At 65.9% G+C, this 24,469-nt stretch carries 29 protein-coding genes; 13 read left to right on the forward strand and 16 right to left on the reverse strand.

Annotation, left to right across the window (positions count from 1 at the left end):
• Window positions 1-16: 16 nt before the first annotated feature.
• From Q392_RS07870 to Q392_RS07910, 9 genes are read right to left on the reverse strand one after another with little or no spacing between them, the layout of a single operon-like run.
• Entirely contained in the window at window positions 17-2,908 is a 2,892-nt protein-coding gene (locus Q392_RS07870; RefSeq protein WP_024766751.1) for a conjugative transfer ATPase, read from the reverse strand.
• On the reverse strand, window positions 2,908-3,357 hold the full coding sequence (locus Q392_RS07875; RefSeq protein ID WP_009516217.1) for a TIGR03751 family conjugal transfer lipoprotein: 450 nt from the start codon (window positions 3,355-3,357) through the stop codon (window positions 2,908-2,910). Before Q392_RS07875 ends, Q392_RS07870 begins: the two co-directional genes overlap by 1 nt.
• The gene (locus Q392_RS07880) at window positions 3,338-4,768 is read right to left on the reverse strand and encodes a TIGR03752 family integrating conjugative element protein (protein ID WP_009516218.1); all 1,431 of its coding nucleotides are present in this window, start codon (window positions 4,766-4,768) and stop codon (window positions 3,338-3,340) included. The genes Q392_RS07875 and Q392_RS07880 overlap by 20 nt, the downstream gene beginning before the upstream one ends.
• Window positions 4,758-5,666, reverse strand: a complete 909-nt coding sequence (locus Q392_RS07885; protein ID WP_009516219.1) for a TIGR03749 family integrating conjugative element protein — start codon at window positions 5,664-5,666, stop codon at window positions 4,758-4,760. Before Q392_RS07885 ends, Q392_RS07880 begins: the two co-directional genes overlap by 11 nt.
• Entirely contained in the window at window positions 5,663-6,355 is a 693-nt protein-coding gene (locus Q392_RS07890; protein ID WP_009516220.1) for a PFL_4703 family integrating conjugative element protein, read from the reverse strand. Before Q392_RS07890 ends, Q392_RS07885 begins: the two co-directional genes overlap by 4 nt.
• Entirely contained in the window at window positions 6,352-6,750 is a 399-nt protein-coding gene (locus tag Q392_RS07895; protein WP_009516221.1) for a TIGR03750 family conjugal transfer protein, read from the reverse strand. The genes Q392_RS07890 and Q392_RS07895 overlap by 4 nt, the downstream gene beginning before the upstream one ends.
• 11 nt (window positions 6,751-6,761) lie before the next feature.
• On the reverse strand, window positions 6,762-7,121 hold the full coding sequence (locus tag Q392_RS07900) for a TIGR03745 family integrating conjugative element membrane protein (protein WP_003090173.1): 360 nt from the start codon (window positions 7,119-7,121) through the stop codon (window positions 6,762-6,764).
• 16 nt (window positions 7,122-7,137) lie between these two features.
• Window positions 7,138-7,371: a TIGR03758 family integrating conjugative element protein gene (locus Q392_RS07905; protein WP_003050225.1), complete on the reverse strand. Its 234-nt coding sequence runs from the start codon at window positions 7,369-7,371 to the stop codon at window positions 7,138-7,140.
• Entirely contained in the window at window positions 7,368-7,751 is a 384-nt protein-coding gene (locus Q392_RS07910; RefSeq protein ID WP_003090167.1) for an integrative conjugative element protein, RAQPRD family, read from the reverse strand. The genes Q392_RS07905 and Q392_RS07910 overlap by 4 nt, the downstream gene beginning before the upstream one ends.
• Before the next feature lie 203 nt (window positions 7,752-7,954).
• Here Q392_RS07910 and Q392_RS07915 point away from each other — a divergent pair, with 203 nt between their 5' ends.
• From Q392_RS07915 to Q392_RS07950, 8 genes are read left to right on the forward strand one after another with little or no spacing between them, the layout of a single operon-like run.
• Window positions 7,955-8,425, forward strand: a complete 471-nt coding sequence (locus Q392_RS07915; protein WP_003050245.1) for a helix-turn-helix domain-containing protein — start codon at window positions 7,955-7,957, stop codon at window positions 8,423-8,425.
• Window positions 8,422-8,997: a PIN domain-containing protein gene (locus Q392_RS07920; protein WP_003153636.1), complete on the forward strand. Its 576-nt coding sequence runs from the start codon at window positions 8,422-8,424 to the stop codon at window positions 8,995-8,997. The genes Q392_RS07915 and Q392_RS07920 overlap by 4 nt, the downstream gene beginning before the upstream one ends.
• 17 nt (window positions 8,998-9,014) lie before the next feature.
• Window positions 9,015-9,929: a CBASS system CD-NTase-associated protein Cap6 gene (gene cap6, locus Q392_RS07925; protein WP_003050256.1), complete on the forward strand. Its 915-nt coding sequence runs from the start codon at window positions 9,015-9,017 to the stop codon at window positions 9,927-9,929.
• On the forward strand, window positions 9,926-10,396 hold the full coding sequence (gene cap8 / locus Q392_RS07930) for a type III CBASS phage resistance system CD-NTase-associated protein Cap8 (RefSeq protein WP_003090160.1): 471 nt from the start codon (window positions 9,926-9,928) through the stop codon (window positions 10,394-10,396). The genes cap6 and cap8 overlap by 4 nt, the downstream gene beginning before the upstream one ends.
• Window positions 10,393-10,893: a type III CBASS phage resistance system CD-NTase-associated protein Cap7 gene (gene cap7 / locus Q392_RS07935; protein ID WP_003090159.1), complete on the forward strand. Its 501-nt coding sequence runs from the start codon at window positions 10,393-10,395 to the stop codon at window positions 10,891-10,893. The genes cap8 and cap7 overlap by 4 nt, the downstream gene beginning before the upstream one ends.
• Window positions 10,893-11,795, forward strand: a complete 903-nt coding sequence (locus Q392_RS07940; protein WP_003090158.1) for a CBASS oligonucleotide cyclase — start codon at window positions 10,893-10,895, stop codon at window positions 11,793-11,795. The genes cap7 and Q392_RS07940 overlap by 1 nt, the downstream gene beginning before the upstream one ends.
• A 38-nt stretch (window positions 11,796-11,833) precedes the next feature.
• A complete protein-coding gene (nucC, locus tag Q392_RS07945; protein ID WP_003050273.1) occupies window positions 11,834-12,559 on the forward strand; it encodes a CBASS effector endonuclease NucC in 726 nt (241 codons plus the stop codon).
• A 9-nt stretch (window positions 12,560-12,568) separates the two neighbouring features.
• On the forward strand, window positions 12,569-15,193 hold the full coding sequence (locus Q392_RS07950; protein WP_038204325.1) for an AAA family ATPase: 2,625 nt from the start codon (window positions 12,569-12,571) through the stop codon (window positions 15,191-15,193).
• 40 nt (window positions 15,194-15,233) lie between these two features.
• On the opposite strand, the gene Q392_RS07955 is transcribed toward Q392_RS07950, so the two are convergent.
• From Q392_RS07955 to pilL2, 7 genes are read right to left on the reverse strand one after another with little or no spacing between them, the layout of a single operon-like run.
• On the reverse strand, window positions 15,234-15,983 hold the full coding sequence (locus tag Q392_RS07955) for a TIGR03747 family integrating conjugative element membrane protein (protein ID WP_023108453.1): 750 nt from the start codon (window positions 15,981-15,983) through the stop codon (window positions 15,234-15,236).
• Complete coding sequence (gene traD, locus Q392_RS07960) at window positions 15,980-18,172, reverse strand: type IV conjugative transfer system coupling protein TraD (protein WP_023108452.1); 2,193 nt, start codon at window positions 18,170-18,172, stop codon at window positions 15,980-15,982. The genes Q392_RS07955 and traD overlap by 4 nt, the downstream gene beginning before the upstream one ends.
• 4 nt (window positions 18,173-18,176) lie before the next feature.
• Window positions 18,177-18,725, reverse strand: a complete 549-nt coding sequence (locus Q392_RS07965) for an integrating conjugative element protein (RefSeq protein ID WP_033961852.1) — start codon at window positions 18,723-18,725, stop codon at window positions 18,177-18,179.
• The gene (locus tag Q392_RS07970) at window positions 18,722-19,312 is read right to left on the reverse strand and encodes a transglycosylase SLT domain-containing protein (protein ID WP_024767279.1); all 591 of its coding nucleotides are present in this window, start codon (window positions 19,310-19,312) and stop codon (window positions 18,722-18,724) included. The genes Q392_RS07965 and Q392_RS07970 overlap by 4 nt, the downstream gene beginning before the upstream one ends.
• Complete coding sequence (locus Q392_RS07975; RefSeq protein WP_011804680.1) at window positions 19,294-20,019, reverse strand: TIGR03759 family integrating conjugative element protein; 726 nt, start codon at window positions 20,017-20,019, stop codon at window positions 19,294-19,296. Before Q392_RS07975 ends, Q392_RS07970 begins: the two co-directional genes overlap by 19 nt.
• 16 nt (window positions 20,020-20,035) lie before the next feature.
• Window positions 20,036-20,671 carry a hypothetical protein gene (locus Q392_RS07980; RefSeq protein WP_011804681.1) on the reverse strand — a complete coding sequence of 212 codons (636 nt, stop codon included), beginning with the start codon at window positions 20,669-20,671 and terminating at the stop codon, window positions 20,036-20,038.
• Window positions 20,668-21,234 (reverse strand): PFGI-1 class ICE element type IV pilus protein PilL2, encoded by a 567-nt coding sequence (gene pilL2, locus Q392_RS07985; protein ID WP_011804682.1) that lies wholly within the window; start codon window positions 21,232-21,234, stop codon window positions 20,668-20,670. Before pilL2 ends, Q392_RS07980 begins: the two co-directional genes overlap by 4 nt.
• A gap of 168 nt (window positions 21,235-21,402) precedes the next feature.
• Between pilL2 and Q392_RS31785 the strand changes: the two genes are divergently transcribed.
• From Q392_RS31785 to arsH, 5 genes are read left to right on the forward strand one after another with little or no spacing between them, the layout of a single operon-like run.
• Entirely contained in the window at window positions 21,403-21,723 is a 321-nt protein-coding gene (locus Q392_RS31785; RefSeq protein ID WP_023108449.1) for an ArsR/SmtB family transcription factor, read from the forward strand.
• A 2-nt stretch (window positions 21,724-21,725) separates the two neighbouring features.
• Complete coding sequence (locus tag Q392_RS07990; protein WP_011804684.1) at window positions 21,726-22,220, forward strand: arsenate reductase ArsC; 495 nt, start codon at window positions 21,726-21,728, stop codon at window positions 22,218-22,220.
• Between the two features lie 10 nt (window positions 22,221-22,230).
• Window positions 22,231-23,307, forward strand: a complete 1,077-nt coding sequence (gene arsB / locus Q392_RS07995) for an ACR3 family arsenite efflux transporter (protein ID WP_023108447.1) — start codon at window positions 22,231-22,233, stop codon at window positions 23,305-23,307.
• A gap of 16 nt (window positions 23,308-23,323) precedes the next feature.
• Window positions 23,324-23,746, forward strand: a complete 423-nt coding sequence (gene arsC / locus Q392_RS08000) for an arsenate reductase (glutaredoxin) (protein WP_011804686.1) — start codon at window positions 23,324-23,326, stop codon at window positions 23,744-23,746.
• Window positions 23,739-24,461, forward strand: a complete 723-nt coding sequence (gene arsH, locus Q392_RS08005; RefSeq protein WP_023108446.1) for an arsenical resistance protein ArsH — start codon at window positions 23,739-23,741, stop codon at window positions 24,459-24,461. The genes arsC and arsH overlap by 8 nt, the downstream gene beginning before the upstream one ends.
• Window positions 24,462-24,469: the final 8 nt, after the last annotated feature.

The raw sequence follows: 24,469 nt of genomic DNA on the forward strand, positions 1-24,469 counted from the left end.
CCGGTGTACGGCAGATTCAGGGCAGGTCCAGGGTCGGCGACTCGATGCCACGTGCCCGGTCGATCTTCTCAGCCACCTTGAAGGCGGCATCCAGCTCGCTGACGCCGTGCTGCTGCATGAGTTGGTAGCGTTCTGCCTTCTCCTCGGGCTCGGTTTGCGCGAGCGCGAGGTAGAGACTTGGCGGCACGGCGCGGAACAGCACTTCCATGCTCTTGGAGAGGATGACGCCCTCGGTGAACTTGCCCGCTTCCTTGCGTGCGGAGAGCATCAGCGCCTTCTGCGCCGGCGAGAGTTCGCGGAAGCGCGCGATCTTCTCCACCTCGTCCGGCGGCATCGACAGGCACACCCACCACTCGATCATGTTGAGCATCGGCTCCGCTGCACGTGGCAGGTCGTCGATGTTCTGCGTCGCCAGCCAGAACCAGGCGCCCAACTTGCGCCACATTTTTGTAATTTTCACGACATAGGGCGCGAGCAGCGGGTTCTTGGTGATGATGTGACCTTCGTCGGTCACGTTGACGATCGGCCGTCCCAGGTACTGGTCGCGCTCGGCGATGTTGTTCACCGTGCTGATCAGGCTGATGTAGGCGATGGAGAGCTGCGCGTTGTAGCCCTCGCGGGCATAGGTCGCCAGATCGACCAGCGTGATGTCGGCCTCGGGCCACGGCGTGCCGTCGCGGTCGAACATCTCGCCGTCCGTGCCTTGGCAGAACATGTCCATCGCGTCCGCCATCTCCAGCAGCCGCGCACGGCGCATCTCGGGCAACGTCGGGTCCTGGCCACGGGTGCGCAGTGCATTGCGCACATCGCGCGTGAGCACGGTGCGCTTCTCCGCCACGCAATGTTCGGCGGCGTCGAGGATGCACTGGCGGATCAGCGAGCGGTCGGCCCGCGTCATCCGCGCTTCTTCCTTGTCTTCGCCGCCCGTGATCATCAGCCGTGCCGTGATCTCCAGTTCGCCGAGCACGTCGCGCTGCTCATCCGCCTCCATGGCCGAGGCATCCGGTGGCAGGTCTTCGTCCAGGGCATCGGCATCGAGCGTCTGCACGTCGCTGGGCGTTTCGATCAGCCGGCGTGCGTCGGCGAACGGCGCCAGGCTGATGCCCGATCCGGGGGCCAGCTTGACCCGGTTCACGGTCAGGCCCAGGCGCCGCGCGAAGTCGCTGAACAGGCCGAAGCTGTTGCCGGCTTCCACGATGAAAAGCCGCGGCCGGTAGATGGCCGTCACCTGGTTCAGCAGGTTGTTGAGTGTGGCGGACTTCCCCGAGCCGGTGGGGCCAAATAGAAACAGATGGGCATTCATCTGCCGATCCAACCTGTTCAAGGGGTCGAACGTAATCGGGCCGCCGCCGCGATTGAACATCGTGATGCCGGGATGCCCCGTGCCCTGGGCGCGGCCCCACACCGGCGACAGGTTCGCCGCATGCTGGGCGAACATCAGTTGCGTGTACCACCGGCGCCGATCCTGGCCGGGGTTGTAGCAGCACGGCAGCCAGCGCAGGTAGCTGTTGAGCGGCGCCACCTCGTCGTCCTCGCGCACCGGCTGCAGGCCGGCGTTGAGCATCACGTTCGCGAGGTCCAGGCCGCGCCGATCCAGTTCCGCCTCGTCGCGCCCGCGTAGGTAGAACGCCAGAGTGCCCCGGTAGAGCTTGTGCGCGCTGCCGATCAGGGAGCGGGCTTCATGCACGTCCTTGAGCGTCTGCTCCGACGCCAGCGTCTCGCCCACAGCTTTCTTCGCCAGATGGTTGAGGTCCGATTCGAGGACGTCCTGCGGCGTGGCGACCATCGTGAGACACATCAAGGTGTCCTCGGGCATCTGGTCGAACAGCGTGTTGATCGCGTCCCCCTTGCGGGTCTCGCCGGTCAGGTGCCCGGTGCCGGGCGGCATGCGCAGCCGGTCGGTGATCAGCACGCGGTGCGGCATGCCGTCGAAGTACCAGGCCCCTTGCGCCACGTCCGAGCGCGGCTGCCCAAAGAACAGCCGCTGGCTGAAATCCCGCCCGCTCGCCAGCTCGATCTCGCCGGCCTCGCTTTCCTCGGTACTGTCCGGATAGCGCGCCAACGCGTAGAAGCGCTCCCGGTCCTCCACCCCAGGCCCGAGCAGCGTGGGGCGCGGGTTGAACCACCGCAGCAGCCAGTCGTGGACGTCGGCCGCGACCATGCGCCGGGCCTGGATGCCGGCGTTCGCCAGGCCGCCGCACAGGCGGTCGCAGACGATGCCCAGCATCTGCTCGGGTGTCTGGCCGCGGCGGTTTGCCTGTCCCTGTCCGCTCGCGCGGCGGTACACCACCATGCGCACGCGCCGCGTCTGGCCGCGCCAGCGCAGCCGCGTGACCACCGTGTCCTCGAACAGGCCGCCGGGCTTGGCCACAGCGCGCAGGTGGTGGCCGAAGAAGCGCAGGTAGAACTCGGTGAACGCCGAGCCGCGCGCACGTGGCTGCACGTAATCGCGCAAGGTCTGCATGTACTGGTCGAAGCTCGGTTCGTCCTGGGCATAGAGCTGGAGCACCCACGGGTTCTCGTCCAGTTCATCGAAACTGTCCTGAAGCGCGTTTTCCAGGGCGTCGCGGGCATGCGCGAGCCAGCCAGGCTCCCGGCCCTCGGTGCCCAGCGGCACCAGCTCGTAGAACGCCGCCACCGATTGGCCGTCCTCCAGGAGCATCGATTTCGACTCGGGCATGAACTCCACCCAGGGCAGCAGTTCCACGAAGGACGGCGCAACGTCGTACAGCGCCTGCTCGTCGGCCACGGTCGCTGGCTTGCGGCCGTGGACTGCCGAACCGGGTTCGGGGATGCCGGCCTGGCGCAAGGCCTCGACGTGGCGCTGCCAGCTGTCCGGCTGCTCATCGCTGGCCGGGCTACTGGAGCCGGCGCCGGCCAGCTTCGGCCATGGGAGTTTCCACCGCATCAGTAGTCCTCCACGCGCTCGCCCGGCATCGCGTACTGGATGCGCTGGTAGAGCGGGAAGACGGTCGTGTAGCCGGGCACCGGCACGGGATCGGTGCCGGCCAGGTGCGGGTACACGTACATCACGAGATCGGGATTGGGCAGGCGCTGGAACTGGCGGTGGACCTCATTGCGCGCGGTGCGCGTGTAGCGCATCTGCTCGACAGGTGCGGCCTGCACGTCGGCGTCGGTCAGGGGCCGACGCAGGCTCTGGCGCGCGTCGAGCAGCTGGCGGCCGGCGTTCCGTCCGGCTGCGCCACCGCCGTCGCCGGCCTCCTGCTGCCAGATGTCCATCATCGTGCGGTCACCGTGGGTCAGCAGCTTTTCCTTGCTGGTGGCGCAGCCGCCAAGCACCGCGACGGCGAGGGCCAGTGCCAGGCCACGGGCCAGGTTAGTCAAGTTCGAGTGCATGGCTTTCTCCTGCGCGGTGATCGACCTTGCGGCCTTCGGGATCGAAGTCGATGGCGAGCGGCTTTTCGAGGTGGACGGCCACCTTGGCGCCGGGCTGAACATAGACGGCGGCGAATGCCTGGCCGTACAACTTGTTGACCCAGGCCGACATGTCCCGCACGCCGCCCGCCAGAATCTGGCCGACCGCTTCCTGGCCGGTGATGCCCACGGTGCCGATGGAGCCGTCCGAGCCGACATAGGACATGCGGCCGCTGTCGCTCTCGATGAGCGAGGCCACACCGGCACCGGCCGCGGTGATCAGGGCCTGCGAGCCGAGGTATTGCTGGGCGTTGCTGCGCCGCTCGCCGCTGACGCACGGGATGCCGTGGGGATCGCTGATCCAGCCCAAGCCCCCACTTTGAGAGTTCTGCTGTTGGTTGTCCTGCTGGTTGCCCTCGCGGTCTTCGGGGATCGTGCGGATCGTGCCGTCGTGGAAGACGAACGTGATGCTGCGCACCTGACCGCGCACGCACGACAGCGTCCAGTCGCCCGAGGCGGTGCCGCTGAACACGGCGCCGGCCACGTCGGGAATGTCGATGCCATTGGCGGTCAGGTTGTCCGGCCCGACCAGGACTTTGAACGGATAGGGATCATTGACCGTGCCGTCGATCGGCACGCGGCCGATCAGCGCGGTCATGGCGACCGAACCCATGAGCGTGGAGTTGGTCGGCACGGTATAGACCGGCTTGGCACTCTTGACCCCGGCGGCGCGGGCGCCCGCGTTGGCCACGGTTTCCGCGGTGGTTTCGAGCGTGCTCTGCGCCGGGCCGAAGCTCGTGGGGAAGCTCATGCCGCCGCTCGCGCCACGCCCCCCGTTGCGCCCCTCGGCGGGCTTTGCGTGGTCCGGCTCGACCCACCGCACGCCGCCCTCCATGCCGGCCTCGTCGCCGCCCTGCAGCCCCAAGCCCACGGGCAGGTCCGCATGGCCGCCGCCGCGCCCGCCGATGCTGTCCAGGCGCCGCTGCAGGTCGGCGAGCAGCCCTTCGGTCTGCTGGCGCGCGCTGGCCGCCTGCTCCTGGTCGCGGCGCAGGTTGGACCGCTCGGATTCGAGCGCCGAGTTGATGCGCTGGTCGATGGAGTTTTCGCGCTGACGCAGCCGCTGGTTCTCTTCACGCTGGGACTTGTTGTCCGAGAGCGCGGTCTGAAGCTCGGTGCGCAACTGCTTCACCTGCGCCACCAAGGTCGCCACGGTGTCGCGCGGGGTATCGCCCTCGATGCCGAGAGCCTTCATTTCATCGGGCGTGAGCTGGGCGCCGTTGTCCTCCGCGGGTGGCGCCGTGCTGCCTCCACCCGAGAACAGCCGGATACCGACGAACAGCACCAGGATGGCGACAGGGATCATCAGCCACTTGAGCAGGCCGTTACTGCGCATGGCGGGCCTCCTTGGTGTTCTCGTCGCCGTCCGGCTGCGGCAGATGCAGGGCAGGGTCGAAGCGGTGAATCGCCGGCAGCAGCGACTGCGCGAGGCCGCGGCCGCGCGTGACCAGGTACAGGACGGTCGTGTCCTCGGGCGTGCCGCGCGGGCCCAGCGCCTCGTGCTGGAAGGTGGCGGTGAGGAAATCGCCTTGCAGCACGCGCGGGTCGAGCGTGATCCAGCCGCCGCTGCCGTTGGTCAGGCGCACGGCTGTGACCCACTGGTCCTCCAGGCGCCACGACGCGAGCGCGACCGCGCGCACGGGCAGCGTTGGCATCAGTGTGTCCAGGTCGAGGTCGCGGGGCAGGTTGACCCGCATGACGCCCGGCAGCGGCTCCACGGTGCGCAACGGCGCGTAGAGGTTCTGCGCGGCGAAGCGCGTCAGGACGACAGGGACCGGGGTTTCGCGCCGCGCGGTCCGAGCACCTGCCTGGGCACGTGCTGGGGCATCGTCGGCGCCGCCTGCCTGATCGCCGTAGCGCGCTGGAGTGCTGCTGCCCTCGACGATGCGCACCGGCTCCAGCTCGGCCTCGCCGTCCTTGGGTGGTTCGGCCGCGATGTCCAGCAGGATCAGCGCGCCCGTGTCGGCGTCCTGCAGTTGCAACCGCGTGGGCTCGATCGGCTCGCTGGCGCGCAGGTACACCGCGCCGCCCGCGCTCTGTACGCGGAGGCGCTCGCCCACGCCCGCGGGCACGCCCACGCGCACGTCCCGGTCGATGAACACGATGCGTTCCTGACCGACCTTCAGCGGCACTGCCAGCGGCATGCGCTCCCAGCGCAGGATTTCCACTGCATGGGCGACGGGTGCCGCGGCCACGGCCAGCAGTCCCAGCAGCGCGAGTACAGGGTGCTTCATGGGGTGTTTCCTCCTTGAGGCGCTTGCGGAGACAGGCCACTCGGCGCCGGGCGCGTCGGCTCCGGTGCACTGATGCGCTGGGGCGCGCCGTCGTAGCAGTCCAGCGCCAGGCCGAACGGGTTGCGGGCGGGATCGACATCCACCCGCGTGACCTTGATCGGATAGCGCACCAGGGCGCGCTTGACCTGCTCGGCGCCGTAGTACTCGTCCGCCGTGATGTCCAGCGTCACCACCCAGTCGCGGTCGGACACGGTGCGCACGCGTGCCGTGGGGTCGTCGCCATAGCCGCGGCCGGGAATCTCGTAGATGCCGCGCACGCGCTGGCGCAGCTCGCCGGTGGAGCGGCGGTAGTCGTAGTCCGCCCGCAGGAAGGCCTGGCAGGATGGGGTGAGGTACGGCGAGAGCGTGTGGAGGTTGCGCGGGTAGTCCTCTTCGCCATTGGTCGGCCAGCGGTTCAACGTCTGGAACACGTAGAACGTGAACGCATAGACCGATTCGGGCGGCACCTCCCACCACTTGCGGGTACTGCCAGAGCGCAGGTCGGGCGGGACGTGGATGGTCAGGTCGCGCGGCGCGCTCCACCAGCCGCCGCCCATGACCAGGGCAACGACGACCAGCGCGCCCGCGCCCAGCCGCAAGGTCTTGATGTGCGCCTGCAGGTGGGCGATCTCGTTCTTGAAGCGGCTCATCGCATGCTCCTGCGGGTGGACCAGAAGCCCGAGCGCGAGATCAGCACATGGCCACCAACCCAGCCTGCCATCAGCGGATGGCGCGTGACGATGCGCCATTGCAGTTGTCGATACAGCCAAGTGTCGGGACGCCCACGCTTGAGGCGGCGCAGGATGCCGCCGCCGATGAAGACGCCGAGCGCCACACCCAGGACGACGAACGTCGGCGCCAGCGCGATCGTGCGGAACACCCAGGACAGGGGCGCGCCGACCAGCAGGCCGGCGGCGCCGGACAGGCCGCAGCAAATCCAGAGTTCATCGGCGGTGAGGCCGCGCACGACAACGGGATGGCGGTTGAGCCGGTGCGGAAGGAACGTCACGGTCCCGTCCGCACGGACGTGCTGCTGCTCGGACATACCGGCCTCGCTTACAGGATGCCGGTAGCTTCGGTGAGCAGCCAGATGCCGATCACCAGCAGCACGGCGCCGATGGCGACCGTGAGGCCGAACTGGCCCCACGTCTTGCGGCCGGTGTGGATCTCCGCGTAGGTCCCGTAGGCGTGGTAGCAGACGCCGATGAACATCGACGCCACCACCAGCAGGGCCACGAGCATGATGATGTCGTAGCCGTAGTTGCGGATGGTCTCCATGATGCCGTTGCCGGTGCCGCGCGTGGGGTTCTCCAATTGCGGCAGACCTTGCGCGAACGACAGCGCGGGCAGCGCTGCGGCGCCCAGGGCCACGGCGGCGCGCTGGGCAAAACGGGAAGTGAGGTTGCGGTTGTGCATGGTCGGGCCTTTCAGGTCAGGACAGAAGGAAGAAACTCAGGACGAGGTACATCGCGACGAAGCGGATGCAGACGCCGAGGAACTGGCGCTGGTTGAGGCGGCTCTCGGACCACCCCACGTAGGCCGTTCGGATGGCCCAGACGCCCCACACGAGCAGGACCGCGAACACGACGCCGACCAGGACGGTCGCCATTGCGGAAGGCGCGATGCCGCTGTTGGCTTGAAATGCCGAGACCTGGGCGCCGTTCATTGCTTGCCCCCCGCAGTCGTCGCCGGCAGCGGCTCGGCCGCCCGCTCGGTGCGGTAGTCGCCGGCCAGTTCGGAGGGGTCGCGCGGCTGAGCGCGCGATGGCGTCAGGTGAAACTGGATGCCGGCGCGAACGCGCGCCAGGTCAGCCAGCAGCCGCGGGTAGTCGAAGTGGTAGCGCTCGCCCGGCTGGATGGGGGCATGCGCGGCGCTGTCCGCGACGGTGCGCTCCAGCGCGTCGAGCTGGCGCAGTGCGGCGACCAGCTCCTGGCGCTGTGCCGGAGACTCGGCCAAGGCCATCTGGGACTGACCCAGCAGGAGGGCCGTCACGAGAAAAGTGGGCACGCCGCGATGCGCGGCGCGCAGCCAGATCGAAGCCACCATCGCGCCATTCCTGTGTGATCAGCAATGGGGTGATCGTGGAGATCAGGGCTGTTTTAGGCCGCAAACAATAGGAACTGGCGGACGACCGGATTGGGCATACCGCGAGCGAACCTACAAAAGCCCGGGTCGAGTTTCGATTATTGCGTTTTTCGAGTGTTTCGAATATGATCGGCTCTGCAACCGTTTTCGCTTAGGAGCTACCCATGACCACCGCCACTGCCCAATCCAAGATGACCCTTCCCGCCGCGGGAGAGGTTAAGGCAGCCGTCCAGGGTCAACGTGCCTTGGCGGCTTACCTCGCAACCCAGTTCGAGACGCAGCACATCCAGATCTTTGATGACCACAAACAGGCTCATCAGGTGGAACTGCCTACCTCGGCTTTACGCCTGCTGGTCGACATCCTGGCCGAGTTGGCCGATGGCAATGCAGTAAAGGTGGTGCCCGTCCATGCAGAGCTGACGACCCAAGAGGCGGCGGACTTGCTCAACGTGTCCCGTCCCCATTTCGTCAAGCTGCTAGAAGATGGGGTGTTGGCATTTCATCGCACCGGCAAGCACCGCAGGGTGAGGTTCGCCGATCTGATGCAGTACAAGGAAGCGCGCGAGCGCGCCAGTGAGCAGGCGATGGCCGAACTCGCTCAGCAGTCGCAAGAGTTGGGAATGGGATACGAATGAGGCATTCCCCATTCACCGCCGTCTACGACGCGTGCGTTCTATATCCCGCGCCACTGCGGGATTTCCTGATGTGGCTCGGCCTGTCTGGCCGCTTCCGGGCGCGGTGGAGCCAAGCCATTCATGAGGAGTGGAAACGCAATCTGTTGATCAACCGCCCCGATCTCACCCGGGTTCAGGTCGACAGGACGTCGGATCTCATGGACAGGGCCATTCCGGACGGCTTGGTGGAGGGCTACGAAGCGCTCGTGGCAGGCCTGACATTACCCGATCCGAACGATCGGCACGTCCTGGCTGCGGCGATTCGCTGCGGTGCGAGCGTGATTGTGACGTTCAACGAACGTGATTTCCCGAACGATCTGCTGGCTCCGTACGGCATCGAATCGCAGCACCCCGATGAGTTTGTGGACAACCTGCTGGATCTGGATGCGGCCGCCGTAGTGTCGGCTGCGCAGCGCCAGCGTGCCCAACTCAAGCATCCGCCGATCGATGTGGACCGCTATCTCGAAATCCTGCTGCGCCAAGGCCTTGTGCAAACGACCAAGGTGCTGGCGACCTATCGCACCATTCTCTGACCCGCCGAGAGCCACGGATGACCAAGAATCCTTCATCAGACGCCACTTTGCCGAAAGGCATCCATCGAAGCTGGAAGCTGCCGGATAAGTCGCTGGGTGACTTGTGGGATTCGATCGTGATGGACGAAGCCATCAAAAAACAGTTGCTGTCACAAGCGATCGTCAACTTCACGGTGCGCCCCAAGGTGGAGCGCACGGTACTCCCCCTGCACGGCGTGATCTTGTTGGTCGGCCCGCCGGGGACTGGGAAGACCTCCTTGGCACGGGGCTTGGCGCATCGTGTGGCCGAATCTTTTTCTTCTGCGAAGTTTCGATTGCTGGAAGTGGAGCCTCACACGCTGACGAGCTCTGCAATGGGAAAGACTCAACGCGCCGTGGCAGACCTGTTCTCGCAATCGATCGCAGAATCCGCAGCGGCGGGCCCGACGATCGTCCTTCTGGACGAGGTCGAAACGCTTGCGGCTGATCGAGCGAAGCTCAGCCTGGAAGCCAACCCGGTTGATGTGCACCGGGCCACCGACGCGGTGTTGGTGCAGTTGGACATGTTGGCCGAACGCAACCCGCATCTGCTGTTCGTGGCCACCAGCAACTTCCCACAGGCCGTCGACAGTGCCTTCCTATCTCGTTGCGACATGGTGATGGAGGTGCCACTGCCCGGCAAGGATGCCTGCAAGCAGATCCTAGTGGACTGCCTGAATGGCCTGGCAAAGACATTTCCGGGGATTGGCAAGCTTTCCTCGGCTCACCAGTTCGACGCGTGCGCTGGCGAGTGCGTCGGATTGGATGGTCGGGCCATTCGCAAGGTCGTAGCCAACGCCCTCGCGGCCGACCCGCAAGTGGCTATCGATCCGAACAAGCTTTCCGTAGAGCACCTGCGCAGTGCGATACGACAGGCAAAGCAAATGCGCCTTCAAGGAGGGAAGCAAAAATGACCACCGTTGTCAGCCGGACGTTTCGCAGCTCGCCGCACCGCGATGCGTTGCAGACATGGGATGCCATTGTCGAACTGCTCACTCAGGGCAAGGACGGCACGGCTCGCTCTGAACTCAGGGCCGTGACGGGCGTGGCCGCCAGCTTGATCGCCGACCAGGCACCCAAGAGCGCGCCCATCGTTGCGACATGCGATGGACCACGGACCAGGATCTACTGCCTCTTCGACGAAGACGCGATCGATGGTGATGATGCCAACGAAGAAGTCTTGGGGTTCGAGCCGTTGAAGGGAGACTGGGGAGTCTCGCTGCCGTGTCCGAAGGAGCAGCTAGGCTGGGTGCAAAGCGCGCTCAAAAAGCACAGTTCTCGCATCATTGCACGGGACTTGAGCCAAGGAATTGCCACGCAGGCGCAGGCCGATGCTGGGCAAGCGCTGTCGCTCGACCTCGGAGGTTTCCTCAAGTCATGAGCACCGTCGCCACCTACTCGTACACGCACTCGGTTACCTATGTGACCGACAACATCCTCAAGAGCTTGAAAGACATCATCCTGCTCAGTGGGCTGGACCCTGAGCACTTTGCGGATCGCTGGGAGAGCAATACCCGAGCCATCAAGACGTGGCTCGGGACCGGTGATCTGCGCAAGGTGATTCTGGAGATCTACAACCCGGCAACCGACAAGCTCGTGACCCGATGGGATATCGACATCGTGTATGGGTGGTCCGATGGCGACGGCAGCTTCTGGACAGATACCGAGCAGTTGAAGTACGCGATCAAGAAAGCTGGGCTGCTGCCATCGCAGGCCAAGTACAAGTTAATGCTCGATACAAAGCCAGGGCGACCTGATGTGGAGGGATGGAGCAAAGGAAGTTATCGCTCGACGGATGGAATGGTCAAGCAGAGCCTAGGCTCGACTGTCGAACACAGCGGCCTGGCGGGTCAGGCCGGATATTGGAGGCAACGCTGATGCTGTCGATCGATGAAGCTTTTCGCAAGTTCAAGTCGCGTCTGGAACTCAACGAACGCGAACAGAAGAATGCCTCGCAACGCCAGAACGAAGTGCGGGACTACCTGCAGACCAAGTTCGGCATTGCGCGCAGCTTCCTGACCGGTTCCTATGCTCGATACACGAAGACGAAGCCGCTCAAGGATATCGACATCTTCTTCGTGCTGAAGGACTCGGAGAAGCATTACCACGGCAAGGCCGCATCGGTAGTGCTGGATGATTTCCACTCTGCATTGGTGGAGAAATACGGTTCGGCGGCCGTGCGCAAACAGGCGCGCTCGATCAACGTGGATTTCGGTGTTCACATCGACGCGGAGGACAACACGGACTACCGGGTGGTCAGCGTGGATGCGGTGCCCGCATTCGACACCGGCGACCAGTATGAGATCCCCGATACGGCGTCCGGAAAGTGGATCAAGACGGACCCGGAGATCCATAAGGACAAGGCGACCGCAGCGCACCAAGCCTATGCCAATGAGTGGAAAGGTCTCGTGCGCATGGTGAAGTACTGGAACAACAATCCCAAGCACGGCGATCTGAAGCCGGTGAAGCCCTCGTTCCTGATCGAGGTAATGGCCCTTGAGTGTCTTTACGGCGGCTGGGGAGGATCGTTCGATCGCGAGATCCAGTCGTTCTTTGCCACGCTTGCCGATCGAGTTCATGACGAGTGGCCGGATCCCGCCGGACTTGGCCCGGCGATCAGCAACGATATGGATGCCGCGCGCAAGCAGCGCGCGCAGCAGCTGCTGTTCCAGGCGAGCCAAGACGCAAGCATCGCCATCGACCACGCGCGTCGTGGTCGCAATATCGAAGCGCTTCGCGCCTGGCGCGCACTGTTTGGCCCCAAGTTCCCACTGTCCTGATTCCATCGGCTTCCATACACGTCCCATCGAGGTACAGCATGTCCCAGTGGTCGCTTTCCCAGCTCCTGTCGTCCCTGCATGAGGACATCCAGCAGCGCTTGTCCGTAGTACGCAAGACCTTCGGTCACCCGGGTACGAAGGGGGATGCGAGCGAGAACGTCTGGATCGACATGCTGGATACCTATCTGCCCAAACGGTACCAGGCGGCCAAGGCGCATGTGGTGGACAGCCTGGGGAACTTCAGCCAGCAGATCGATGTGGTGGTGTTTGATCGGCAATATTCGCCTTTTATCTTCACCTACGAGAACGAGACGATCATTCCAGCCGAAAGCGTGTACGCCGTTTTCGAGGCCAAGCAGACGGCTGACGCGGGGCTTGTGGCCTATGCCCAGGAGAAGGTCGCCAGTGTGCGCAGGCTGCACCGCACGAGCCTGCCGATCCCGCACGCTGGCGGGACCTACCCAGCGAAGCCGTTGATTCCGATTCTGGGTGGCTTGCTCACCTTCGAGAGCGAATGGAGTCCTGCATTGGGTCCATCCATGGACAAGGCGCTGAACGCAAACCTCACCGAGGGGCGTCTGGACATCGGATGCGTTGCCGCCCACGGGCACTTTTTCTATGACCAAGCCAGCGGCGCGTACAGCTACACCAACGAAAACAAGCCGGCGACCGCGTTTCTTTTCAAGCTGATCGCGCAGCTTCAGTTCAGTGGAACGGTCCCCATGATCGATGTGGAGGCTTACGGTCAGTGGTTGACCAAGTGAGGGGGCGCTGTGGCAAGCATACGTTCGGAGTACCACCGGTTCCTGGCGCACTTGGCGCAGCGGCACGTGCACGACGACGTGCGCCGGCTGGCGCACCTGGTGCTCGATCACCTGCAGCCACTGGCCGAGGTCGGTGCTGCACGCCGGGGGCGCTCCACGCGCTTGGCGCCGCTGGCCATCGCGCATCTGGCGCAGATGCCTGTCGCCTACGACGGGGACGCGCGCGGCCCCGAAAACGGGCCGGCGCTCGGGCGACTGCACCAGCTCGAAGTCGGGCCGTTTCGAGGATTCATGCGGCAGGAGACGTTCGACCTCAGCCATGACATCACCTTGGTCTACGGTGCCAACGGCACCGGCAAGAGCAGCTTCTGCGAAGCCTTGGAAGTGGCGATGCTCGGTTCGATCAGCGAAGCGCAGGCCAAGCGGGTCGACCAGCGGACGTACTGCAACAACGCTCGCCTGCGCCGCCACGTCGCGCCAGTCCTGTCGTCTACGGCGGCGGGCGAAGCGCAGGCCGTCCAGCCCGACGAAGCTGAGTATCGCTTCTGCTTCATCGAGAAGAACCGCCTCGACGATTTCGCCCGAATCGCCGCGCGGACCCCGAGCGATCAGCGCCAGCTCATCGCCACCCTGTTCGGCGTGGACCAGTTCAGCGAGTTCGTGCGCGGCTTCAACCCCTCGCTCGGTCAGGACCTGATGCTTGCCGGCGTGCAGGCGGCGCAGCTGGCGCAGCGTCGCCTGCGGTTGGCGAACTCCGAACAGACCATCGCCGCCTACCCGCAGAAGATCGCAGCGGTCGAGGGCCTGGAACAAGCTTTGGCGCAGCGCATGTCACCTGGCGCGACCTATCAAGCCTGCGTGGACTGGCTGCTGGGTACGCCGCAGCAGCAAGGACGGCTACCGTATGTCCAGGCTCAGCTGGACGCCAACCCGCCTGCCATTCACGAGGTGACCCAGGCCCGCCTGCAAGCGTTGCTGGCAGAGGCCTACCGCGTCCAGGGACTGTGGCAAGCGTCTTCCGCGCAACTCGCGGCACGCGCGGGCGAGGTGTCGTACGCGAAGCTCTACGAGGCCGTGCAAGCGTTGGCGGACGGGGCGACCGTGTGTCCGGCATGTGGAACCGGACTGGCCGCTGTGGCACAGGACCCGTTCGCCAGGGCGCGAATGGGCCTGGAGCAGCTCGCGCAACTGGCCGTCCTGCAGCAGCAAGAGGCCGGGCATCGGACGCAGTTGAGCGAGGCGGTCCGAGCGCTGTGGGACGAAATGCGCCGCGTGGTGGCGGCGGCTGGGGTCGCTTGTCCTGCCGAATCGCAGGCCGCGGGCCTGCCACTGCTGCCTCCCACGTCGGCGGGCAATTGGCTCGGCGGCTGGGTGAATGGGGACCAGCGCGCCTGGCAAGCCCTCTTACGGATCGCACAGATCATCGAAGGCTTCGACGCGCAGGCGCGCGACGTGAATGCCCAGCGCGGCGCGATGGCCCAGGAGCGGGACCGCCTGCAACAGCATCAGCTGGAGATCGAACGGCTGCGGATCATGCGCACGACTGCGGATCAGGAGCTGGCGGCCGCCCGCCAAACCGTGGCCCAGTTCGACGACGCGAACCGCGGCCTAATCCAGGCGGCCACGGACGAAATGCCGGTGGTGGTGCACCATCAGCGGGTCAAGGCCGCCTACGACGGCTTCCTACCCGAGATTCAGGCATACCTGACCGCTCTGCCGGGGGTTCTGCTACAGGGGCTGGGAGACCAAGCCCGCCATCTCTACAACGCATTCAACCGGGCCGATCCGCCCGGCGATCTGCTGCACGCGCTGTGGTTGCCCGTGGCCGAGAACGGCAAGATCGAGGTGGAGTTCGCCGGCGAGCCGGGCGTGCGCTACGACGCGTTGATCGTCTTCAGCGAAGGGCACATCAAATGCTTGGGTCTGGCGATTCTGCTTGCCAAGAACCTCGCGCAGGGCTGCCCCGTGGTCATCTTCGATGACGTCGTCAATGCGATAGACGACGACCATCGCGATGGCATCTGGCGTACCTTCTTCGAGGACGGTTTGCTCCACGGCAAGCAGGTTATCCTCACCTCGCACGCAGAGGAGTTCCTGCACCGCATCCAGCAGGAGTTGGGCGTGCGCCGCGCCGCGGCCATCAAGCGCTACAAGTTTCTCCCGCATCAGGGAGAGCACGAACTGCGGGTCGACAGCGACCCGCCAGCGAAGAACTATGTTCTTCTGGCCCAGCAGGCGTTGGCGGCTGACGAGAAACGCGAGGCACTGCGCCAGGCCCGGCCGGCGCTGGAGAGTCTGACGGACCGCCTGTGGACGTGGCTGGGTCGGCGGGCGGACGGCCGGATCGACATCAAGCTGAGCGGGCCCCGCGCGCCTTGGGAGCTGAACAATAAATGCACCAAGTTGCGGTCGGCCGTCGAGCGTATCGCGGCGCAACATGCGGGTGCGCCGGATGCCGTAGGGGCGTTGGTCAGGCTGCTCAATGTCAGCGGTACGAGTATTGAATGGGGTTACCTCAATAGCGGTGTGCACGACGCTCAGCGCGATCATGAGTTCGATCGGGCGACGGTAAGAACGGTCGTCGAGGCGGTTACGGCGTTGGATGCTGCTCTTGATACCCTGCAGAACCGATGAACGGCACACGGCTTTGCAGAGCAGTGCCGCCCGTGTCACCTCATAAGTACTTCTTGAAGCTGCCTGCGGTCAGGCTGACTGCCATCCCCAGCAACGCCGCGCTGGGCAGCAGGATGACCAGAGGATGCACCGATATGGGCAGAGCGAGATAGGTGACCCAAGGCAGCACGGCCAACGGCATCAGGCTGGCCTTCGCGCGGTGGTAGATGAAGCCGGATTCGCGGCCGGCGCCGAACCGGCGCACATCCCGTCGCACCAGGCCGTCAATCAGGCCGACGAATGCCGCCGTGAGGATCAGGGGCAGCGTGAGCACCAGGACCAGCAGGCGCACCAGGAAGGTGAGCGTCGTGAAGGCCGCAGCGATCAGGTAGCTTTCGGCCCAGACATAGACTTGGCTGATGTAGTAGCGGAAGTTGCGGCTCTGCCCGTGGCTGGCCGAGCGGACGCGCTCGGCGGTCTGGCTCATGCGCTCCAGCAACCCCGAGCGCACGAACACCCACTCGTACCCGGTATCCACCAGCTCGTGCGCCGTGCGCCCCGGCTCCTGCACGACCACGCTGCGCGTGAAGTGGTCGGACAGGTGCCCGAGTTCGTACTGCAGCATCTGCTGGGAGTGGCGCCAGCCCTGGTCCTTCCAGAACAGGTGCATGCCGACGCACTCCACCGCGATCGAGAACAGCAGCGAGCCAATGAGCACCCCGAGCAGCCGGAACGGTAAGGTGATGGTGCCGACGATCAAGCCTTGGCGTTTGTTCTGCTCCCGCTGCGCGGTCGAGGCGGCATCCTTCATGGCACGGCCTCGTTGTCCGCGCCATCGTCGGCGCCGGTGGCCACCGCGCCGGGCTCGGCCGCAGCGGCATCGTCAAGCAGGTCGTCGGGCAAGGCCGGATCCTGCAAGGCCGACGAGCTGGTGAACTCCCACCACTGCGTGGCCTCGCTGTAGCTCTGGCGCATGTACCCGGCCAGTTGCTGCAGGTCCGCCGGCATCACTTCATCCGCGTCCGGCGCCGGCAGCGGCATGCGTACCTTCCAAAGCTGGCCGCCCTGCAGCAGCGCGAAGCACTGGCCCTTGGGCAGGCCGACGACGTGTGACGGCTCGATCATCGGCACGCTGGACATGCTGATGCGGTCCTGGGTGTTCGACGTGAAATCCGTCGCGCCGCGGATGTCTGAGCTGTCCGTCGCGCCCGAGACGATGGTAGTCGTATAGACCTCGACCTTCGGCAACTGCCTCGTCAGCAGTTCCGCGGTGGCCGTCTCGCGCACGCGCAACATGAACAGGTTGTTGAAATTCCCGATCACTTGGCCGGCCTTCGCGCGATTGCCGATGCGGGCCTCGATGTCCGAGAGCGTTTGCGTGTAGGCGGTGACTTGCAGGCCCGCGCCACCGCCCTTGTTGATGAGCGGAATGAACTCGTCACCCATCAATTCATTGAACTCGTCCGCATGCACGTTGATCGGCACGCGCGCACCAGCCGATGCACCCGGCAGTCCATCGTCGATCCCGTGCTTGTAGATGTGGCCTGCGACCGAAACCAGGTCGGAGAACATCGAATTGCCGACCGCCGCGGCGACCTCGGCATCGGACAGCGCATCCAGGCCCACATAGACGACGGCTCGCTTCCTGATCACCTGCATCCAGTCGAAGATCGGCCGTGGGTCGGCCAGGTCGGAGTAGTTCGGCGCCAGGAGCTGGGCGATCTTGCCGCTGGTGAGCTTTTCCAGCAGCGGCAGAAGCGATGCAACGATCTTGTCGAAGTAGGTCTTGTCGTAGCGGACCGCCGAGCGCAGCCCGTCGAGCACCGGGTCGTAGTTGCGCGCCTGGGAGAGGTACTGCTCCAGCGCCACCACGCGCTTCTCGCGCCCGATCATGTTCCTTGGGATGTTCTTCTCGTTGAGCTTGGCCTCGATCTGGACGATCACCTCCCAGGCCTTGGGCTCCGTCTTGGCGAAGTAGTGCTGGGCGTACTCGATGAACAGCGCGTCGATGTTGATGACGTGGCGCTGGATCAGCATGTAGTCCGGGCGCTGCCCCAGTTCCACCAGGGCGCGGGCGATGATGTTCACGAAGCGCCATGCGAACTCGCGGAACGCCGCGCTGTTGCCTTCGCCGGAGAGCTGCCCCGCCACCCGGGTCGCCACTTCGCTGATGCGGCCGAAGCGGCCCACCGCGTTGTAGCGTGCCGAAATGTCCGGCCAGCCCAAGTGGAAGACGTAGAACTCGCCTTCGCGGCCAGCGCGCTGGGCTTCGACGTACATCCGCTTCAAGAGATCGGCATCCCCCTTGGGATCGATGACGATGACGACCTCATGCTCGCCGGCAGCATTCCTGCGGCGGATGTCCTGCGTGACGAACAACTCGGCCAGGCGCGTTTTGCCCACCCGCGTGGTGCCCAGCACCAGCGAGTGGCCGACGCGCTCGCCCAGCGGCAGGCTGACATCCACCTCGTCGGGTTCGATGCCGTGCAGGCGCGGCAGGCCACCGACAGGCGGCAACGGGCGCACGGGGTTGAAAGGCACGTCCCAGCCCGTGAGCGCGGGCAGCCGGGACAGCGGGAATGGCGCGAACTCCAGCCGCTCCTCCAGGCGCCTGGCCAGCCGGTAGGCCGGCGTCGGCTCGACGTACCGCCGGAACTCCGGCCGGTACGTCTGCATCAGCCTATGGGTGTGCTTCTGCTCCCAGAGGAACCCGCGCCCCACGAACAGCCGCTGCTGGCTGACCGGCACGTCCTTGCTCGTCATCACGTAGCGCGGCAAGCGGCGGATGTTGCGCCGGTAGCGCAGGATGACACGGGCATCGCGGTAGCGGATCGCGCCGTAGGCGCCGAATGCCAAGGCGCTGCCGACGCCCATCGAAGGGCTCAGCGCGAGCGACCATGGGGCCACCAGGCACAGAAACGCGGCGCCTGCACACGCCGCGACGGTGTATAGCTCCACCGCTGGGCGTAGCAGAACCTCGACCGGCTGTTTGCCTGACATGGCGTCATTGCTCGATGCCGGTGGCCGTGATCAGCGCCGGGTAGTGTCGCAGGCCCAGGCGATCGGCCAGGTCGTCGCCGGCCACGGGCGCGAGCGGTACGCCCGGCACCAGGGCGCGCAGCCGCGCCAGGCCCTGCGCGGTCTCGACGTTGACCACCAGGCCGACCGCGCCGCGCTCGCGCAACGCGTCCGCGTGGCGGCGCAGCCAGGCCTGGGACGCCTCGTCGTCGCCGATGACCACGAACGGCCGCAGGCCGGGTGCTTCGATCACGCGCCGCGCGACGGTGCCGGGTGTGAGCTTGGCGCTGCGCACCGGCAGCATCGCGGCTTCGTCCACTGGCGTGGCGGGAACCTGGGGCGTCGGGATGGGTGGCCGGGCCGAGGCATTGGCGCGCGGCTGGAGGTTGAGGGCCTCGTAGTATGGCAGCGCCGACGTGCCGCCGCAGTCTTCGACCACGATCAGCGGCTCGCCGGCACGCGAGACTAGCGGCAGGCCTGCCAGCAGCATGAGCAGGCCCGTGAGCGCGAGATGGACCGGATGTGGTTCCGTCATGGGGAGGTCTCCTGGCGCGCGGCGAAGACCGCGGCGGTTGGGCGCGTGCCCTGCACGCGGGCAAGGTGGCGGGACACACTGCGCCGATAGCGGGCGGCGGGCTCGCCGCCTGCGGGGCGGTGGTAGCGGCCGATCGCCAGCAGCCAGTCCTCGCTGGGGGTGTGCTGCTCCTTCAGGATCTCGGCGGCAACGGCCAGGTTGCGGTACGGGTCCAGCAGGTCGCACGCGCCGGTGAAGCGGTGCTTGTGGTAGCCAAGGTTGATCTGGCCCAGGCCCGCGTCGATGCGCGTGTGCGGCGTGGCGCGCATCGCCTGCTGCAGGCCAGCGCAGGCGTCCGCGCGCGTGGCGAAGCGGCGCGATTGGCCGGCGACGTTGAGGGACCACGGCCATGGCACCAGGCGCCCGTTGCGCCGGATGCCGCTCTCCTGCAAGGCCACGGCGTAGAGCACGGTCGAGGAGATGCCTGCGCGCTGGGCAGCGAGTTGGTAAGCCGGTGGCGGAACCTCCTGGGCCAGGGCGGCACCGGCATACAGGCCGGCAGCGAGCATCAGTGCGCGCAGGGACACGGCTACGGCTGGCGCTGCCATTGGCCGTTCACTTCGCGCACGGCGGCGGGCAGATCGCCGGGCAGGCCCAGCGACAGCCAGCGGCCGCCGTCGTGGTTGAGCGTGATGCTGCCGGCGCGCACGCGCGCCGGATCGACGTTCGCGCGCTTGGCCCAGTCGCGGATGCGCGCATCGTCCTGGCGGCTGCCGACCATGTAGAGGTCGAACTCGGCGCCCGAGGATTGCAGGCGCTGCACGAGTTGCCCGCAGGCCGCGCAGCCGTCCTTGACGAACACCGCCGTGCGGCTACTGCCGCGCACGCCTGCGGCGGTCGGCAGATCATCGGGGAGGTTCACTCGCTGCATGCCGGGGTTCAGGCGCTGCCACGCTTCGTCGTAGGCGCGCTGGTAGGCAAGCAACTTCTCGACGCGCCTTGCCTCGGCTTTCACCTGCATTTCGGCGTAGCGGCGCCGCTCTTCATCGGAGCGAGCCTCGACGCCCAGCGCGGAAAGCGGGTCCAGGTTGGGCGAGTAGATGCCCAGCGGCCCCTCCATCAGTTCGCGGTAGCGCGCCCACTCCTGCGGTTGCAGTCCCCAGTCGCTCGCCACGCGGTCGTCCAGGATGCGGCCGATCACGGGACGCTCCTGGCTCTGGGCATTGCGGGACTGGGCCGTGGCGGGCTGCTGCGCCCAGACGGGCAACTGCGCTGCGGCCAGCAGGAACAGGGTGAGCAAGATCGAGGGCTTCATGGCGGGACGGTCTCCGTCAGGGAATCGCCAAACGGCGGGTCTGCTCGCCGGCCTGGAAGACGGCGGTGTTGCCCTCGATCGCCTGCAAGCGCCACGGGCCGACCGCATCGCCGGGCAGCAGCACGTGAACCTGGTCGGCAGTGAACTCGCCCGTCGCTGGTGCAACGGAAAGGCTGCGCTGGCCGGCTCGCAGTTCGGCACCCACGATGCGGAGCGGCAACGGGAAAGGCTCAGGTTTGGCGGCGGCCTTGCTTGGTGAGCGCGGCTGCGCAGGCACAGCGGCACGAACCGTCGCTTGGCGAGCCTTGGCCTGCTCGACCTCGGCGCGCAGGGCCTGAAGGTCGTCGTTGGAGGCATGGCCGCCCAGCGCCTGTTCAACCTGCGCGATGCGGGCTTCCAGCGCCTGCCGGATGTGCTGCAATTCCGCCGCGGTTGCGGTAGCCGGCCGCTGCTGTACGGTCTCGGTCAGCCCGACCACCTGTGCTTCGAGCTGCTGCAGGCCGGAATCCACCCGTTCCTGGTCGGCCAGGCCATTCATCGCCTGGTGGTTCAGGGCAACGAAGACGCTCAGGCCGATCAGCCAAAGCCAGAGCAGGCTCTGCACGATCACGGCGGCGGTCGAGCGCTGGGAAGGCCGTGGTGCGTTGTTCATGGCTGACCTCCCGCGAGCGGGAACGTCTGCACCGCCTCGGTGGCGAGTGGTTCGGGAACCGGATCGGCATCTGCATCGCGGCCGTGCCGCTCGAAGCAGACCTGTCGCGTCCGGTCATCGGCGTGCAGGTCCCAGGCCGGGCCGGCAAGGGTGAGTAGCGCATCGCGCAAGGTCATAGGGCCGAGGTGCAGATGTGCCGCAGGCAACGGCAGCGCGTACAGCTCGATCACGGCATGCGCGGTCTCGCAAAGGCCATAGCCGCTGCGCTTGAGCACATGCCGCAGCCCGTCGCCAACCGTGGCGCGGGCATCCTCGGGCATGGACACGTCGATGGTCTGCAACAGCAGGTCGCGCTGCGCCGCCGTGGGTGCCAACTCGACCAGGGTGTAGCGGCCGTAGCGCACGACCGGGATGTACTCGGGCGCCTCGGGTTCGGGCGCGGCCGAGACTTCCTCGATGGCATCGGGTGCGAGCGGCGCCGTGGTGGTCGCGCAGCCGCTGGCCAAGGCTGCGGCCAGGAGGCCGGCGCCGACCAGGTGCCGGGATACATGGATTGCGGGCATGGCATCGGCTCTTCTGTTGCGATGCCGATACCTTGGCCGCGCGCGGCGGCGCGGTCAGTCAGGAATGCGAACTCGGAGCTACCCGCTTTTGCAGTCCAACACATAGCGCAACCCGCAAACCCAACCGTGGTTTGCACATTGATTCAATACTTGTTGTATTATCGAATCATGCAAGAAGATCAAGCCATTTCCGCCTTAAACGCCCTGGCTCACACCCAGCGCCTGCGCGTGTTCCGCGCCTTGGTCGTTGCTGGGCCGGGCGGACTGACCCCGAGCACGCTAGCCGACCAGCTCGACGTGGCCCGCAACACCTTGTCGTTCCACTTGAAGGAGCTGGCCCATGCTGGCCTCGTCAGCATCGAGCAGCAGGGTCGCAACCTGATTTATCGCGCCGAGTACGGCCGCATGGACGGTCTGATCGGTTACCTGACCGAGCATTGCTGCCAAGGTGGCGTATGCGAGGTTTCTCCATCCAAGACCTGCTGCTGACCATGACCGATACCACTTACAACGCCTTGTTCATCTGTACGGGCAATTCGGCCCGCTCCATCCTCGCCGAAGGCATCCTCAACGACATAGGTCAGGGGCGGTTTCACGCCTGGTCGGCAGGCAGCCATCCGAAAGGCGAGGTTCACCCGCTGGCGCTCGCTACGCTAGAGCGGCTGCACCTGCCGACAACGGGCTACCGCAGCAAGAGCTGGGACGAATTCTTGAAGCCCGATGCGCCGGTGTTCGATTTCATCTTCACTGTCTGCGACAACGCCGCCGGCGAGGCCTGTCCGCTGTGGCCGGGCAAGCCGGTTTCGGCGCATTGGGGCGTGCCTGACCCGGCCGCGGTGGAAGGCACCCAGGAACGACAAAGCAAAGCATTCTTCGACACCGCCATGACGCTGCGCCGACGCATCGAGTTGTTCCTGTCGCTGCCGATCAAAAGTCTCGATGCCATGTCGTTGCAGCGCGAATTGCGCGACATCGGCCGTCAGTGAGGCCCGCGCGATGAGTGCAACCAATACCGCCGGCACCGCGCCCGCAAACTCCGCGATGAGCGGTTTTGAGCGTTACCTGACGCTATGGGTGGCGGTGTGCATCGTCGCCGGCATCGCGCTCGGCCAGTTCGCGCCCGCCGCATTCCAGGCCATCGGCCGCATGGAGATTGCCCAGGTCAACCTGCCGGTCGGCCTGCTGATCTGGGTAATGATCATCCCCATGCTGCTGAAGGTGGACTTCGCCGCGCTCGGCCAGGTGCGCCAGCATTGGCGGGGCATGGGGGTCACGCTGTTCATCAATTGGGCCGTCAAGCCGTTCTCAATGGCGCTGCTGGCGTGGATCTTCATCCGCCACGTCTTTGCCGACTGGCTGCCCGCCGATCAGCTCGACAGCTATATCGCCGGCCTGATCCTGTTGGCTGCTGCACCGTGTACCGCAATGGTTTTCGTTTGGAGTCGGCTGACTGGCGGTGATCCGGTATTTACGCTGTCGCAAGTGGCCTTGAACGACACCATCATGGTGTTCGCCTTCGCACCCATCGTCGGCCTGCTGCTGGGCCTGTCGTCGATCACGGTGCCGTGGGACACCTTGCTGGTGTCGGTGGGTTTGTACATCGTCATTCCGGTCATCCTGGCCCAGCTCTGGCGCCGGGCGCTGCTGAGCAAGGGGCAGGCCGTGTTCGATCGAACACTGGAACGCATCGGCCCGTTGTCCATCGCCGCGCTGTTGCTGACGCTGGTGCTGCTGTTCGCCTTCCAGGGCGAGGCCATCATCCGGCAGCCGCTGGTGATCGCCATGCTGGCGGTGCCGATCCTGATCCAGGTGTTCTTCAATTCCGGTCTGGCGTACTGGCTCAACCGCCAGGCGGGCGAAAAGCACTGCGTCGCGGGGCCATCCGCGTTGATTGGTGCCAGCAACTTCTTCGAGCTGGCCGTGGCCGCCGCCATCAGCCTGTTCGGCTTCCATTCCGGCGCAGCACTCGCAACAGTGGTCGGCGTGCTCATCGAGGTGCCGGTCATGCTGCTGGTGGTGCGCGTGGTCAATCGCTCACGCGGCTGGTACGAACGCCGCGCGACCACTTCGTAATCTCCAAGAGGCATCCATGAGCACCATCACGATCTACCACAACCCAGCCTGCGGCACCTCGCGCAACGTGCTGGGCCTGATCCGCAACAGCGGCGAGGAACCGACCATCATCGAGTACCTGAAAACGCCGCCCGACCGCGACACGCTCCAGGCGCTGATCGCGGCGATGGGCGTTCCGGTGCGAGACGTGCTGCGCGAGAAAGGCACGCCCTATGCCGAACTCGACCTGGGCAACCCGAAGTGGAGCGACGACGACCTGATCGGCTTCATGCTCCAGCATCCCATCCTCATCAACCGGCCTATCGTGGTCACGCCGCTAGGCACGCGCCTGTGCCGGCCTTCGGAAGCCGTGCTCGACCTGCTGCCGCAGCCGCAGCGCGGCGCGTTCAGCAAGGAAGACGGCGAACCGGTGGTCGATCAGGATGGCCGCCGTGTCTGAATCCCGTCTCGACCTGCCGAACATCGACGCGGCGCTGTTCCAGCAATCGGACACCGAACACCTGTTCGCGCCGGCACGGGTCACGCACGCGCCGCGCTTCCTGCTGCTCTACGGCTCGCTGCGAGAACGCTCGTTCAGCCGCCTCGCCGCCGAAGAAGCGGCGCGCATCCTGCGGGCGCTGGGCGGCGAGACCCGATTGTTCAATCCGTCCGGCCTGCCGCTGGTGGACGATGCGCCAGCCGATCACCCCAAGGTGAAGGAACTGCACGAACTGGTGCAATGGGCCGAAGGCATGGTGTGGAGTTCGCCGGAGCGCCACGGCGCGATGACCGGCCTGATGAAGACGCAAATCGACTGGATTCCGCTGTCGGTCGGCGCGGTGCGCCCGACCCAGGGCAAGACGCTGGCAGTGATGCAGGTATCGGGCGGCTCGCAGTCCTTCAACGCCGTCAACCAGATGCGCGTGCTGGGCCGCTGGATGCGGATGCTGACCATCCCGAACCAGTCCTCGGTCGCCAAGGCGTACCAGGAGTTCGACGAGGCCGGGCGCATGAAGCCCTCGGACTATTACGACCGCATCGTGGACGTAATGGAAGAACTGATGAAGTTCACGCTGCTCACGCGCGACGCGGTCCCCTATCTGGTGGATCGGTACAGCGAGCGCAAGGAGAGCGCTGAATCACTGTCCAGGCGTGTACGGCAAGGTGCAATTTGACGCTGCGA

The organism is Xenophilus azovorans DSM 13620 (assembly GCF_000745855.1).
Taxonomy (GTDB): domain Bacteria; phylum Pseudomonadota; class Gammaproteobacteria; order Burkholderiales; family Burkholderiaceae_C; genus Xenophilus; species Xenophilus azovorans.

Coding starts and splice junctions, on each gene's coding strand:
- Q392_RS07920 (WP_003153636.1), top strand. CDS start 8,422: ATGAGGCATTCCCCATTCACCGCCGTCTACGACGCGTGCGTTCTATAT.
- Q392_RS07870 (WP_024766751.1), bottom strand. CDS start 2,908: ATGCGGTGGAAACTCCCATGGCCGAAGCTGGCCGGCGCCGGCTCCAGT.
- Q392_RS07895 (WP_009516221.1), bottom strand. CDS start 6,750: ATGTCCGAGCAGCAGCACGTCCGTGCGGACGGGACCGTGACGTTCCTT.
- Q392_RS07915 (WP_003050245.1), top strand. CDS start 7,955: ATGACCACCGCCACTGCCCAATCCAAGATGACCCTTCCCGCCGCGGGA.
- Q392_RS07900 (WP_003090173.1), bottom strand. CDS start 7,121: ATGCACAACCGCAACCTCACTTCCCGTTTTGCCCAGCGCGCCGCCGTG.
- Q392_RS07955 (WP_023108453.1), bottom strand. CDS start 15,983: ATGAAGGATGCCGCCTCGACCGCGCAGCGGGAGCAGAACAAACGCCAA.
- Q392_RS07990 (WP_011804684.1), top strand. CDS start 21,726: ATGACCGATACCACTTACAACGCCTTGTTCATCTGTACGGGCAATTCG.
- Q392_RS07890 (WP_009516220.1), bottom strand. CDS start 6,355: ATGAGCCGCTTCAAGAACGAGATCGCCCACCTGCAGGCGCACATCAAG.
- Q392_RS07875 (WP_009516217.1), bottom strand. CDS start 3,357: ATGCACTCGAACTTGACTAACCTGGCCCGTGGCCTGGCACTGGCCCTC.
- cap8 (WP_003090160.1), top strand. CDS start 9,926: ATGACCACCGTTGTCAGCCGGACGTTTCGCAGCTCGCCGCACCGCGAT.
- cap7 (WP_003090159.1), top strand. CDS start 10,393: ATGAGCACCGTCGCCACCTACTCGTACACGCACTCGGTTACCTATGTG.
- Q392_RS07885 (WP_009516219.1), bottom strand. CDS start 5,666: ATGAAGCACCCTGTACTCGCGCTGCTGGGACTGCTGGCCGTGGCCGCG.
- Q392_RS07980 (WP_011804681.1), bottom strand. CDS start 20,671: ATGAACAACGCACCACGGCCTTCCCAGCGCTCGACCGCCGCCGTGATC.
- Q392_RS07880 (WP_009516218.1), bottom strand. CDS start 4,768: ATGCGCAGTAACGGCCTGCTCAAGTGGCTGATGATCCCTGTCGCCATC.
- nucC (WP_003050273.1), top strand. CDS start 11,834: ATGTCCCAGTGGTCGCTTTCCCAGCTCCTGTCGTCCCTGCATGAGGAC.
- Q392_RS07940 (WP_003090158.1), top strand. CDS start 10,893: ATGCTGTCGATCGATGAAGCTTTTCGCAAGTTCAAGTCGCGTCTGGAA.
- cap6 (WP_003050256.1), top strand. CDS start 9,015: ATGACCAAGAATCCTTCATCAGACGCCACTTTGCCGAAAGGCATCCAT.
- Q392_RS07910 (WP_003090167.1), bottom strand. CDS start 7,751: ATGGTGGCTTCGATCTGGCTGCGCGCCGCGCATCGCGGCGTGCCCACT.
- Q392_RS07965 (WP_033961852.1), bottom strand. CDS start 18,725: ATGACGGAACCACATCCGGTCCATCTCGCGCTCACGGGCCTGCTCATG.
- arsC (WP_011804686.1), top strand. CDS start 23,324: ATGAGCACCATCACGATCTACCACAACCCAGCCTGCGGCACCTCGCGC.
- Q392_RS31785 (WP_023108449.1), top strand. CDS start 21,403: ATGCAAGAAGATCAAGCCATTTCCGCCTTAAACGCCCTGGCTCACACC.
- Q392_RS07975 (WP_011804680.1), bottom strand. CDS start 20,019: ATGAAGCCCTCGATCTTGCTCACCCTGTTCCTGCTGGCCGCAGCGCAG.
- arsB (WP_023108447.1), top strand. CDS start 22,231: ATGAGTGCAACCAATACCGCCGGCACCGCGCCCGCAAACTCCGCGATG.
- Q392_RS07905 (WP_003050225.1), bottom strand. CDS start 7,371: ATGAACGGCGCCCAGGTCTCGGCATTTCAAGCCAACAGCGGCATCGCG.
- Q392_RS07970 (WP_024767279.1), bottom strand. CDS start 19,312: ATGGCAGCGCCAGCCGTAGCCGTGTCCCTGCGCGCACTGATGCTCGCT.
- pilL2 (WP_011804682.1), bottom strand. CDS start 21,234: ATGCCCGCAATCCATGTATCCCGGCACCTGGTCGGCGCCGGCCTCCTG.
- traD (WP_023108452.1), bottom strand. CDS start 18,172: ATGTCAGGCAAACAGCCGGTCGAGGTTCTGCTACGCCCAGCGGTGGAG.